At 38.6% G+C, this 13843-nt stretch carries 10 protein-coding genes and 1 tRNA gene; 1 reads left to right on the forward strand and 10 read right to left on the reverse strand.

The genetic code is table 11. The annotated features are described in order from the left end of the window. Position 1 precedes the first annotated feature (1 nt). From cyoE to AAGF08_RS09540, 10 genes are read right to left on the reverse strand one after another with little or no spacing between them, the layout of a single operon-like run. Positions 2-907 carry a heme o synthase gene (cyoE, locus tag AAGF08_RS09495; protein ID WP_343510918.1) on the reverse strand — a complete coding sequence of 302 codons (906 nt, stop codon included), beginning with the start codon at positions 905-907 and terminating at the stop codon, positions 2-4. Positions 908-909: 2 nt separating this feature from the next. Beyond that, a complete protein-coding gene (locus tag AAGF08_RS09500; RefSeq protein ID WP_343510919.1) occupies positions 910-1986 on the reverse strand; it encodes a COX15/CtaA family protein in 1077 nt (358 codons plus the stop codon). Continuing rightward, positions 1970-3856 (reverse strand): cbb3-type cytochrome c oxidase subunit I, encoded by a 1887-nt coding sequence (locus tag AAGF08_RS09505; RefSeq protein WP_343510920.1) that lies wholly within the window; start codon positions 3854-3856, stop codon positions 1970-1972. The genes AAGF08_RS09500 and AAGF08_RS09505 overlap by 17 nt, the downstream gene beginning before the upstream one ends. A 32-nt stretch (positions 3857-3888) precedes the next feature. Beyond that, positions 3889-4905 (reverse strand): cytochrome c oxidase subunit II, encoded by a 1017-nt coding sequence (locus AAGF08_RS09510; RefSeq protein ID WP_343510921.1) that lies wholly within the window; start codon positions 4903-4905, stop codon positions 3889-3891. A gap of 23 nt (positions 4906-4928) precedes the next feature. Continuing rightward, a complete protein-coding gene (locus AAGF08_RS09515; protein WP_343510922.1) occupies positions 4929-6221 on the reverse strand; it encodes a quinol:cytochrome C oxidoreductase in 1293 nt (430 codons plus the stop codon). A gap of 2 nt (positions 6222-6223) precedes the next feature. Beyond that, complete coding sequence (locus AAGF08_RS09520) at positions 6224-6919, reverse strand: cytochrome c (RefSeq protein WP_343510923.1); 696 nt, start codon at positions 6917-6919, stop codon at positions 6224-6226. Between the two features lie 13 nt (positions 6920-6932). Continuing rightward, a complete protein-coding gene (locus AAGF08_RS09525; protein ID WP_343510924.1) occupies positions 6933-7463 on the reverse strand; it encodes a DUF3341 domain-containing protein in 531 nt (176 codons plus the stop codon). Between the two features lie 2 nt (positions 7464-7465). Then, positions 7466-8830 (reverse strand): NrfD/PsrC family molybdoenzyme membrane anchor subunit, encoded by a 1365-nt coding sequence (nrfD, locus tag AAGF08_RS09530; RefSeq protein WP_343510925.1) that lies wholly within the window; start codon positions 8828-8830, stop codon positions 7466-7468. 17 nt (positions 8831-8847) lie between these two features. Then, positions 8848-11934 carry a TAT-variant-translocated molybdopterin oxidoreductase gene (locus AAGF08_RS09535; protein ID WP_343510926.1) on the reverse strand — a complete coding sequence of 1029 codons (3087 nt, stop codon included), beginning with the start codon at positions 11932-11934 and terminating at the stop codon, positions 8848-8850. Positions 11935-11973: 39 nt separating this feature from the next. Beyond that, positions 11974-13236: a c-type cytochrome gene (locus tag AAGF08_RS09540; protein WP_343510927.1), complete on the reverse strand. Its 1263-nt coding sequence runs from the start codon at positions 13234-13236 to the stop codon at positions 11974-11976. A gap of 365 nt (positions 13237-13601) precedes the next feature. On the opposite strand from AAGF08_RS09540, the gene AAGF08_RS09545 reads away from it, so the two are divergent. Beyond that, positions 13602-13672: transfer RNA gene (locus tag AAGF08_RS09545), tRNA-Cys, on the forward strand. Positions 13673-13843: the final 171 nt, after the last annotated feature.

A 13843-nucleotide genomic window follows, 5' to 3' on the forward strand; every position in this document is an offset into this window, starting at 1 on the left:
TTTATGGCAATTTATCTAGTAAATAAGCTATTTGGACAATCGGTAAATACAGAAATGATCCAAACATAATTTTCAATGCAGATTTTCTTGAACAATCTCTCATGAGTGAGAAAGTTTGAGCAAGGAATAATACACCGCAAACAGTTGCTACTATACCAGAATTTAATCCAGTTAAACCAAAATAGCTTGGAAGGAGACCTAAGGGCAATAAAAACAGGGTATAAATCATAATTTGAATAGCTGTATTCAAATCCTGTCCACCACCACTTGGTAATAATTTAAAACCGGCTTTTTTATAATCTTCATCACTTACCCAGGCAATAGCCCAGAAATGGGGGAATTGCCAGATAAATTGAATTCCAAATATGATTAAGGCTTCATAAGAAATTCCTCCTGTTGCCGCAGTCCAACCCAATAATGGCGGCATTGCTCCAGGAATTGCTCCGACAAATACTGCAATTGGGCCAACTCTCTTAAGTGGAGTATAAACGAACACGTATAAAACCATGCTCAAAACACCTAACCAAGTCGTAAGAGGATTGGTAAAAACCCATAGCAATCCTATTCCTGTGAATGCAATTAGGAATGTAAACCAATAAGCTTCTGTTAATGAGATAATCTGCAATGGAAGGGGACGCTTCTCGGTTCGCTTCATCAGCTTATCCAAATCGCGCTCCATGATTTCATTTGCTGCACCAGATGCACCACTTATTAAGAATCCACCAAGAGCTAATCCTATGAAGCTGGACCATCCAAACGACACTCCTGAATCACCAAGGACGAAACCAAATACAGCAGAAAATGTAACTAAAGCAGATAGTCTGAATTTCAATAATTCATAATACGCTTTAGCTCGTATAATAACCAAGTTATAGATACTCTGGTCAGTAAATCCAACTGTCCTCATTCTCAATTTTCTTTTAATCGAAATTGTTTTTGCTCACGCAACTGTAGGATCAATAGAAATTGTATCCCTACTATTAATGTCCCAATCAATAAATGAATGGGTTGAAGAAACGCAGGAATAGCAAAATATGCCATTCCGATTCCCGTAGCGATTTCAATAACCACTAAAATCATCAATAACTGAGTCCATAAACTTATTCTTGATTTCCTAAGAACATATTTAAATGCCCAAAAGAAATACAGTAAATGAATACCCAAAATGATGAGTGAGAATGATCTATGAATATAAAATGGCAAACCCAAATTTTCAATCCAAGTTCCTCTCAACATATTTCCCAACGCAAAAGAAATCTGATCAATTTGTTCTCTCACCTGAGTTCCCAACACCACTTGAATCAGCATTAAAACCAATGCTAAAATCAAAATCCATTCAACCTTGACAGGCACATCCATTGAAACACCATTTCCTTCTTTGATTTTGCCGGATCGGTGATACAAATAGATTAAGACACAAACAAGCAGAATTGCTAGCATCATGTGAAAGGTAATCATCCAATGAAGCAGGTTCGTTGAAACGACCAAAGAACCAATCCAACCTTGAAATAAAACCAAAATTAATGATGCAACTGATAAAATTGGAATCATCTTATCAAACTTCCAGATTCGAAATGATTTCCAAACTGTTAGAAGAATAAAGAAACCAATAAGAACACCTATCAACCGATTGATATATTCAATCCACGTTTTAACCGGATTGAATTCCTGCTCAATCAAAATTGATTTATCGTTCGCAATTTCTTTTGCAGTTTCTGTAAATCCCAGTTTTTCAAGGGTAGCCACAAACCTTTCGTTTTTGGCAATTCTCTTTTGAAGGTATATTTCTTGATAATCCGGAGGTAACTGTTCAGCTTTTGTTGGGGGTACAATACTCCCAAAGCATTTAGGCCAATCAGGACAACCCATTCCTGAGCCAGTAGTTCTTACGATACCTCCAACAAGGATTAGAAAATAAACAGCTATCACAGTTAAGAAACTAACCTTGCGAAAGCTGTTTACTTCTTTGTTAGTGTTTGGACTCATTTGCCACCAAAACCTCTTCCTCTTCCTTCATGATCTCCATTTCCAGTTTTACCTGTTCTTGCTCATGTGGCAAGTTAGATTCTGGAGTCGCAGAAAGCGGCACAGTTTGAGGAATGAAATCTTCTTCCGCACCAGGCTTTGAATAATCATATGGCCATCTATACACCGTAGGTATTTCTCCAGGCCAGTTTCCGTGACCAGGATGTAATGGTGTAGTCCACTCTAATGTATTTGATCTCCATGGATTCAAGGTAGCTTTTCTACCTCTATACATACTGTAGAAGAAATTGAACAAGAATATAAACTGAGCTGCGAAAGTGATAATGGCAGCAGCAGAAACAAACATGTTCAGATCAGTATACATATTGGCAAAATCAAAATTGGTCCAAGAATAATATCTTCTTGGGAAACCTGCGATACCTATGTAATGCATTGGGAAGAATACCATGTATACACCCACAAACGTCAACCAGAAGTGAATATATCCTAATTTCTCATCCATCATTCTTCCAAACATCTTAGGGAACCAATGATAAACACCTGCTACCAATCCAAAGAAAGAAGCTGATCCCATTACAAGGTGGAAGTGTGCAACCACGAAATAAGTATCGTGTAACTGAATATCAATTGCTGAATTTCCTAGGAAAATTCCTGTTAATCCACCAGATATAAAGAAAGACACCAGACCAATTGAGAACAACATTGCTGGAGTGAAGATCAGATTACCTCTCCATAATGTAGTAAGGTAGTTGAAAACCTTTACTGCTGAAGGCACAGCAATGATCAAAGTCAAGAACATAAAGATGGACCCCAAGAATGGATTCATTCCTGAAACGAACATATGGTGAGCCCATACAATGAACGACAGAATGGTAATTCCCAACATAGAAATAATCATCGCTTTATAACCAAAGATTGGTTTTCTAGCATTTGTCGCTATTACCTCAGACGTAATACCTAAGGCTGGAAGAAGTACAATGTATACTTCTGGGTGACCTAAGAACCAGAATAAATGCTGATATAGCACGGGGCTACCTCCGGTGTTTGGAAGTGCTTCTCCTCCGATATAGATATCAGAAAGGTAGAATGAAGTACCAAAGCTTCTATCAAAAATCAATAACAACGCAGCTGCTACTAAAACCGGGAATGAAAGAAGTCCAATAACAGCAGTTAGGAAGAATGCCCAAATAGTTAATGGAAGTCTTGAAAACGACATTCCTTTAGTTCTTAGGTTAATGACTGTAGTGATATAGTTAATACCGCCCAATAAAGAAGAGGCAATAAACAAGGTCATTGCAACCAACCATAGCGTCATTCCTAGACCAGATCCAGGAATCGCTTGTTCCAAAGCTGATAATGGGGGGTAAACAACCCATCCCCCACCAGCTGGTCCAGTTGGAATGAATAGAGAAATAAACATTATCACCCCTGATGCAAAGAAGAACCAGTAAGAAAGCATATTCATAAACCCAGATGCCATATCTCGGGCACCAATCTGTAATGGTATCAAGAAATTCGAGAAAGTCCCACTCAATCCTGCCGTTAGCACAAAGAACACCATAATGGTTCCATGCATTGTCACCAAAGCTAGATAAAACGTAGGATCTAGTTTACCAGTCTCGTCAATCCAGCCTCCTAAGAGGGGACGAAGAAACTCTAAACTCATATCCGGGAAGCCAAGTTGCAATCTGAACAGAATAGAAAGGAAACCTCCGATCAAAGCCCAGAAAATACCTGTTACCAAGAATTGCTTACCGATCATTTTATGATCAGTAGTGAATATATATTTTGTTACAAAATTATCATGATGCTCATGATCATGATGATCATCGTGAGCGGTTTCATGATTTGCGACAGATGCTGTTGACATAATCTATAATTTTGTTAATTACCTTCGCTTAATTAATTATTAGCAAGCTCTTTCGCTTCAGCCGGAATTCCTTCTGCCAAGGCAGGGTTCATCTGGATAAAAGACCTTTGCTCTGCATACCATTTTTGGTATTCCTCTGGCTCAACCACTTCAATTACTTTCCTCATTGAAAAGTGACCACGGCCACAAATTTCAGTACAAGCAATTTCATATTCAAAGTCTGGGTTTCCAGTCTCCTCACGCATCTCTGCAGTAGTCTTGGTAGGTACAAACCAGAATCGGGTTGGCATTCCAGGTACTGCATCCATTTTCAATCTCATATGAGGTGCAAAAACAGAATGTAAAACATCTCTAGCTCTAATTTTGAAAAGAACGGGCTCTCCTTTTGGTATTACAACTCTTGGAGATGGGAAGTCATCCATAGCGTTCTTATCAGTAAAGTCAACTCCATGGGAATTTGTTGCAGTGATTAATCTGTAATCATATTCTCCCAAGACATTATCTTTTCCTGGATATCTAACCTCCCAAGCAAATTGATACCCCATGATTTCAACAACATGTGCATTTTCTGGGGCTGGGGCAGTAATATCCGACCAAGCCATCCATCCTGAAATCACAAGACCTGCTAAGACTACACCTGGAACAACCGTCCAAATGACTTCTAATTTATTGTTGTCAGGGTAGAAAGTTGCTTTCCGATCTGCTTTGTATTGATATTTATAAGGAAAAATAAATAACAATACATGAGTGATTAAGAAAACAACACCAGTCACAGCCATTGTAATCCAGAATAATTGATCTGTAACTACTCCATGCTGTGATGCTATTGGTAATTCATAATTATCGAATTCTTTTATCGAGTACCAGAACATTAAGAATCCAGTTCCCAATAAGAATACAACAAATAAAATAGCATTAACCTTATTACTTCCTGTAGCGATCTTTTTGTCAGATCCTTTTACCACAGAGACTAAGGTTTGAATTCTGTAAACCATCCAAATAATGGATAGTAATAAAAGAACTCCAACTCCGATCAGAAATCCGTACATAGCTTAATTTTTTCTGCTAATTGTTAAATGTGATGATGATAGCTTTCTTCAAGCATTGGGTGGTTCTTAGGAATTAAATTTGCCTTAGATAAACCACCTAAAACTACAAGCGTTACCGCCGAACCATAAACTAGGAACATTCCAATTTCCATAAATCCAATCCCACCATTGTGGCCTAATGTTCCAGGCTGAACCATCAAGAAGAAATCTACCCAATGTCCAGCGATGATCATAGTACAAACCAACTTCAAAAACACTCCGTGTCTTTTTGAATCTCTCGTCATTAAGATTAAGAATGGCAAAACGAAATTCATTGCAAGGTTTACAAAGATGTAAGGTCCATAGATATCACTTGATAGTCTCTCTATGAAATACACGGATTCTTCAGGAATGTTTGCGTAATAGATCAAAAGAAATTGAGAAAACCATAAATATGTCCAAAAAATGGTAAATCCGAAGACAAACTTACCCATATCATGAACATGATTCTCATTTATCATCTCTAGGTAACCTCTGCCTTTCAAGAAAATTACCAGTAAAGTAATTGCTGAAAGTCCAGATACAAACCAGGAAGAAAAGACATACCAACCAAATAAAGTTGAGAACCAGTGAGTATCAATTGACATCACCCAATCCCAAGCACTTATGGAAGAAGAAACTGCGAAGAAAATAATGAAATATGCAGACCAACTTCTCATTTTAAACCAATGCGAAGTACCGCCTAATTGATCCTCCTGCGCTGATATACTTTTGAATTTATTGAAGAAGAAAACCCAGAATCCAAAGAATAAAACCATTCTAAGAATATAGAAAACAGGAAAAGTTCCTTTGGCCATAGGCCAATAGAAAAATGCTCCCTTTCCATCTATGATTTTATCATATTCCGGAGAATTTGTATCAAATAAATAAGCATGAGTCCAGTGGAATAAATCATGATTCGCAACAAAGAATGTTACAATCATCAAGATTCCTGCATACGGAAGCCAATGACCAAATGATAACATGACTCTTGAAATTGGAGCGGACCAACCTGCCTGAGCGGCATATTGAACAGCAAAAAAGAATACTCCAATAATCGCGATTCCTGTAAAATAAACATTGTTTATCCAAAGGTTAGCATATAAACGCTCATACCAGTGAAATGCGTGACCACCTGCTTCTGCAGCTTCTTCGTGGTGTCCTCCGAAAATTGCCATCAGGATACCGATGATCAACAATGCTGCACCAATAGTCAATACTGTAAAGATCGACTTCTTGGTCTTTGGCGTAAAGTCAAACTTTTGATCCAAATTATAATGCTGTACGTCGTGAGCCATAATTAATTTGCTGGAGTTTCTACTTGTGTTTCTTGGGCCTCTGCCTCAGCTACTGCATTATCAGCATTTTGGCCTCCCTGGAGTTCTTGTTTCACATAGTGAACAATCTTCCATCTATTTTCAGGAGTGATTTGTGAACCGTGAGCTCCCATCCTTCCTTTTCCTTTCGTAATCACATGATAAATATGACCTTCTGATAAGCCTAAATAAGCTCCTCCCGTCAAATTTGCAACACCACCTATGATCATACCTACTGTACCATCACCTTGACCACCTTTTCCGTGACATGGTGTACAATATAACTGAAACAATCTCTCACCCTCTTTCAAAACAGCATCATCCAATTTTACAGGGTTTTTAACATTGGCTGCCGCTTCTTCTATCTCAAATGCTTTATACCTATATGGTAGATATCCATTTTTCTCTCTAGGGACTGTTCCCGCCACAGGTTCTCTCATATTCATTCCGTGAGGATTATGAATATTACTGTTGAAAAACTCGCCCTTTTCATCTTCTCTATTTGATAACCACTCACCACTAGTCTCATCTTTAATTTGAGTTAATGGCTCATATGCAACAGAATGATACATCTGAGGGGCATATTCCAATCCCTGGTTATCACCATCAGCTTTACAACCTACCAGTGAAATCCCAGCGACAGCAAACCCCAATAAACTAAGTGCTTTAGCAATCTTCATTTTTCCAGAATTACTATTCAAAACTTTTATTATTCACCTCTGTAGCCCCGGAAGATTTTAGGATCTCCTGAATTTTTGCTACTTCCATACTCGTATTATTTGCAATATCTATTGCCATAATGTGCTTATCATCTGTACTTCTCAAATCAAATATTCGAGGCTGAGCCCAAGGCTTTAAGTTAGAGCTGATCATAAAAACCCCTACCATTCCAAATGCTGCAAGTAATACAGTTAATTCAAATGTAACGGGAATAAAATCTGGGATGGCAGCATTATCTTTTCCACCTATGATCATTGGCCAATCATAGCGCATCATATACAATTGCATGGTCAAGGCCAAAGTAGTACCTAACAAACCGAATAGGAATGCTGCAATAGGTAAACGACTTCTTTTATATCCCAACACTTCCTCTAATCCATGAACAGGATAAGGGGTGTATACTTCATGAATTTTGACTCCGCTGGTTCTTACTTCAGAAACAGCATGGAGTAATACGTCTTCATCGTCGTAAACTCCTACAATAAAATTCTTATCTCTTTCCATGATTATTTACGAACTTTTTCAGATGTCGACTTCAATACTGACTTCACTTCAGCCATGTTGATTACCGGGAAGAATTTGGCAAACAAGAAGAATAAAGAAAAAAACAATCCAAATGTGAATAGATAAACTCCAACATCTGTAATGGTTGGATAGAACATTGCCCAAGAAGATGGCAAGTAATCTCTATGAAGAGATGTAACGATAATTACAAACCGTTCGAACCACATACCAATGTTCACGACAATTGACAAGGCAAAGGTAGCGACAATAGATGTTCTGATTTTCTTAATCCAGAACAGTTGAGGCGAAATCACATTACATGTCATCATTGACCAGTAAGCCCACCAATAAGGTCCAGTCGCTCTGTTTATAAATGCATACTGCTCTGCCTCTACACCAGAGTACCAAGCAATAAAGAATTCTGTGATATAAGCAATACCAACAATTGAACCTGTAATGATGATTACAATATTCATCAATTCAATGTGGGTGATGGTGATGTAATCTTCCAGTTTAAATACTTTTCTGGTTATAATCATCAAGGTTAATACCATGGCAAATCCAGAGAAGATCGCTCCTGCCACAAAGTATGGAGGGAAAATCGTTGTATGCCATCCAGGAATTACGGAGGTAGCAAAGTCAAAGGATACAATAGTATGCACTGATAATACCAAGGGAGTAGCTAAACCGGCAAGAATTAAAGAAACTGATTCATATCTCATCCATGTCTTAGCAGCTCCGTCCCATCCAAAGGAAAGACCTCCATAAATAATTTTTCTCAAGCCAGTAGCCCTATCTCTGATGGTAGCAAAATCAGGAATCAAACCTATATACCAGAAAACTAAAGAAACTGAGAAATAAGTTGAGATCGCAAATACGTCCCAAAGAAGAGGAGAGTTAAAATTGACCCAAAGCGAACCAAATGTGTTTGGAAGCGGAAGAGCCCAATAAGCTCCTAACCATGGTCTTCCCATGTGTAGAACCGGGAACATCGCAGCACAAATAACCGCAAAAATTGTCATCGCCTCTGCTGCTCTGTTAATTGAAGTTCTCCATTTCTGTCTGAAGAGCAACAAAACAGCTGAAATCAATGTACCAGCGTGACCAATACCAACCCACCAAACGAAGTTGGTGATATCCCAAGCCCAACCTACGGTCTTGTTCAATCCCCACATTCCAATGCCTTCCCAAACGGTGGCTGTTACGGCAATTAATCCTATTGCCAAAGTACCTGCAGCTGTTAAAAAGGCAAGGAACCAAAGTAAAGTTGGTTTACCTTCTACCTGACGAGACACATCATGTGTGACATCATGGTAGGTTTTACCTCCGGTAACTAACGGCTCACGTACGGATGAAGTAACCTGCATAGTTTATAAAATTATGATTACGCTTCGTTAATATCTTTATTTCTGATTTTGGTAAAGTACCAAACGTTTGGACTTACGTTGATCTCTTCCAATACATGGTAAGCTCTTTCCTCATTCACTTCCTTCAAAGCAGAAGTAGTGTTCTCTTTGATTTTAAGAAGTTGAGAAACCTTAGAGTTTGAATCATTCATATCTCCAAACACTAGGGCATCAGTAGGACAAGCAACAGCACAGGCTACATTGATTTCTCCATCCTGAACTTTACGCTTTTCACGTTTCGCTGCTAATTTACCAGCCTGAATTCGTTGAACACACATAGAGCATTTTTCCATTACTCCTCTTGCACGTACCGTAACATCTGGATTCAATACCATTTTACCCATGTCATCGTTTTGCGCCACATTCACGCCTGCGAAGTCTTTGTTATCATGATACTTGAACCAATTGAACCTACGTACTTTATAAGGACAGTTGTTTGCACAATATCTTGTACCAATACATCTGTTGTATGTCATTTGGTTTAGACCCTCTGATGAGTGGGTAGTTGCAGCAACTGGACAAACTGTCTCACAAGGAGCGTTATTACATTGCTGACACATCATTGGTTGGAAAGTAACTTCCGGATTAGCTGAAGCCACTTCCATTCCATTCAAATCCTCAGCAGGAGCATCAGAAGAATAATAACGATCAATTCTGATCCAGGCCATTTCTCTTCTGTTCAATACTTCTTGCTTACCTACAACAGCCACGTTATTTTCAACTTGACAGGCAACGGAACAAGCAGAACATCCAATACAGGAGTTCATATCAATAGCAAGCCCCCAGTGATGTTGAGAATATTGATGACCTGACCAAAGAGAGATTTTGCTAGGTTTCACAAATTCTCCGTCTTTGTAGATCTCTGGATGGTATCTTCCAGCACCTGCATCATTCTTATATTCCGCAAGCGTTGCTTCTTGAATCACATTCTCACGTCCCATAAAGGTCTGGTGAGTTTGAGTTCTAGCAATCTTATATGGTTCTCCAGTAGCAGCAACTTCTACTCCTGAAATAATATCAAAGTTTATAAAGCCTTTTGATGCGTCAGCTAATTCATAGGCATTTACACCAACACCATTTGCAACACGACCGGCTTTTGTTCTACCGTAACCGATTGCAAGTCCAAAAGTACCTTCTGCTTGTCCTGGTTGAACCAAAATTGGAACTACCAAAGATTTCCCATTAACAGTAATTGAAGCTTTTGAAGTCTGCTCCTCAAACATACTCACTCCATTTTCAGAAGCCCACTTTTGAGAAACGGTTAGGTAATTATCCCAAGTAGCTTTAGTAATCGGATCAGACATTTCCTGAAGCCATGGTATGTTAGCAAACGTACCGTTACCAATACCTACTTTAGTATATAGAACCAACTCTGCACCAGCATTATCAGCTTTGTAAGTTTTAGCAACATTTGAAGCTGACTCGCTTATGTCACCTACCGGAGCGACAACTGTAGTTTCTCCTTCATTTATAGCAAAAACTCCATTATACAGTGTAGTATCCCAAAATTGCTGGAAACTACCACCTGTTTCAACTAAAGTGAATATCTCAGATTCCCAATTTAATTGTAGAAAATCATAATAATTAGAAGTTGAACCTGACCAAGTCAAGAATGAATCTTGTGCCTGTCTTGTATCAAAAAGAGGAGAAATAGTAGGCTGAGCCAAAGAAAAATGTCCTTTCTTAGGTTCAAAGTCATTCCAAGACTCCAAGAAGTGATGATCTGGAGCAACCATCTGTACCAATGAGGAAGTTTCATCCATTGTACCATTGGTAGCGATGCTCACTTTAGCTTTTGCGATTCCTTCAGCAACCTCAGCACCTCTCGCAAAATCATAAACTGGATTACAGTTATAGAAAATCACTGCTCCAACTTGTCCACCTTTTAATTCATTGACGAATTGGTTCATGCGGGAATCATCTCCTTTACGGAAATGAACTGGATTAGTAAAATCAACTGTAGTTCCATTCGCTCCTAAAAGTTCATTGATTGCATTTACAACCACTTGAACATTTGGGTCATTAGACCCGGATACTACCAAACCAGCAGACTTTGCAGCCCAAAGGTCATTCGCAGCTTTATCCAAATGAGCAATTTCAACAGCAGGAGCAGAAACTGTGGCAGCACCTGCTTTTTTAGCAATTGCATTATAAAGTACCAAAACTGCCAATCCGCTTTGAGAAGCTTTGATTGGTGTTCTATAATCAGCATTAGCACCTGTCAAAGAAAGATTGGATTCAAACTGATAATGTCTTGACATTTCAGGCTTCTCCTTGCTTATTTTTCTGGTCTTGGCATATTGTCCAGCAAATTCAATTGGAGATATCCAAGTACCTAGGAAGTCAGCACCAAAAGACACGATGGTCTTCGCCTTATCAAACGAATAAGAAGGAATTACCGCCGAACCGTAATAGGTCTCCGCAGCTTTTGAAATACCATAATTTGAAATTGGATCATATTGGATCAATTCCGCACCACCAAAGACTTCGGAAAATTGCTCTATGGCTTTTAAGGTAGTTGGAGAAAGAATGGTATTTGAAACAATTTTCACAGAACCTGCAGAAGCAAGTTTTGACTTTACTTGAGCATCGATTGTTGCCCAATCTGTTTGTTCTCCACCAATATGTGGTCCGGCTAATCTTTGTTTATCGTATAAAGAAAGAACTGATCCTTCTACGATTGCATTTACCTTTCCTTTATTAATAGGAGAAAGTTCGTTTCCATCAATTTTAATAGGACGACCTTCTCTGGTTTTTACAACGATTGATGCATAGTCACCTCCTGAAGAGAAGGTTGATGCATAATAATTAGGAATAGAGGGGTTGATGTCGATAGGCTTATTCACATAGGGGATAGCCTTTCTTACTGGAGCTTCACAAGCAGCTAAAGAAGCTGCCGCTAAGCTAAATCCCATCAACTTGAGAAAATCTCTTCTGGAGGCACTGCCATCTTCACTTAGTGAAGTAGGAAGTTCAACGAACTCCTTATCAGCATGCTTTACAAACTCCGGATCGTTGCTAAGTTGCTCTAGCCCTTTCCAGTATGTTTTTTTATTTTCCTTCATTTTATGATCTAGGAATGAATTTGCAAAAAGGATAATGAATTAATAATGGCACTTAGCACATTCAAGCCCGCCGATGTCTTTCACCTTTAGGGCATCTTTTGAATCTACATGAATCTGTACCAATTTATCATAATAGGCATTGCCTTCAGTAGTAATTTCGGTTTGTCTATGACAATCGATACACCACCCCATAGTCAAAGCGCTATGTTGACCTACCACTTCCATTTCCTGAATAGGACCATGACAAGTTTGACATTCAATACCACCAACTTTCACGTGTTGTGAGTGGTTGAAGTAAGCTAGGTCAGGTAGATTGTGAACACGTACCCACTCAATAGGAGTATCGTTATCCACGGCGTCATAAATTTTCTGAATTTCTGGAGAGACCCCCTCTTTACCCTGTACATTCTGTACGTGTGTATGACAATTCATACAAATATTAGGAGAAGGGATATTTGCGGACTTTCCGATCTCAACACCAGTATGACAATACTGACATTCGATCTCTAATGTACCAGCATGCAATTTGTGAGAATAAGCAATAGGTTGAGTTGGTGCATAACCCTGCTGAACACCGACAGTATAAAGTCCATCAATAGCAGTCTTAGCAACTAAGGCTACTACTAAAGCAGTCACAATAATAATGAACCCGTCGCTCTTTAAAACTTTACCCAGATTGAATTTTTGTGTGATGAATTCTTTGTCGTCTTCATCAAGTTCTTGCTTGTTAAGGTACTTCGTCAACACAGAAATAATCAATCCCAAGACAACAAGGATCAATAAAAGCACCACAACCAGAACCGCAAGGATAACTGTAAGATATTCATTTGGAATACCTCCTCCTGCTGCTACCGCTCCTCCTTCACCACCAGCAGAAGCCTCAACAGCAGCCGGATCCGCAGTATCTCCATATTCTATATAAGAAAGTAAGTTATTCAACTCCTCATCAGTCAAAAACTCATGGGAGATCATAACCGTATTGTTATACTCTGCATAAAGATCAGAGTAATATTCATTACCTGATGCAATAACCGCTTGAGAGTTCTTGATAAAGCTTTTTACAAGCTCAACAGGTTGTCTGTCTGTGGCTCCTCTCAAGGCTGGACCTATTAGTTTTTGATCCAGTTTGTGGCATGTTTTACAATTTGCATTGTATACAGCCTTACCTGCTGCTACTGCTTCTTCGCTACTATCAACTGCTGGATCTGCGGCAAATGCCTGGAATCCAATCAGCATGAAAAACAGCACTGCCAGCGTGTGGAAATTCAATCGAACTCCTACTAACGAGCGTTTTGATAACATATTATAGCTAATTAAATAGTTTATGCGGTTTTCATTAACCCTTGCAAAGGTACTACCCGGGCTCAATTTTTCAAACAAGAATTCATTTCATATTCCCGGGGTAACTACCGTCTAAATCCCAGTTTATTTATCTGATTTTCAATATTTTAAACTGATTTTTTAGAAACTTATTTTATTTAGAATCATTATAAATAAAATAGTTTTTGTTTCAATTTCGAACTACCGGAAAATATCAATGGATTTGAATATTTTTTAATTTGTAAATCAAGACTTTGTATCTCCTATCGATAAAAACATATAAAATAAATGAAGCTAGTTTTGCTTCAAAAGAGATATTCTCTAGATTTGCATTCCATTTCAGAAATGGTCGAGTGGCCGAGTGGCTAGGCAGAGGTCTGCAAAACCTTGTACAGCGGTTCGAATCCGCTCTCGACCTCCCTCAAAGCACCCTTTTACCGGGGTGCTTTTTTTGTTTTCCCCCTTAGGATTATCCCAATTTTATGAAGGATTAAAGCTGGTTTGATTATGAAGACTAATTTACCAAGACGCGAAGGCCTCTTTGAGAAAAAATTAAATACCACTTATTAACTATTTATCCCTGAGTAAA

Source organism: Algoriphagus sp. SE2 (genome assembly GCF_039563885.1).
Taxonomy (GTDB): Bacteria; Bacteroidota; Bacteroidia; order Cytophagales; family Cyclobacteriaceae; genus Algoriphagus.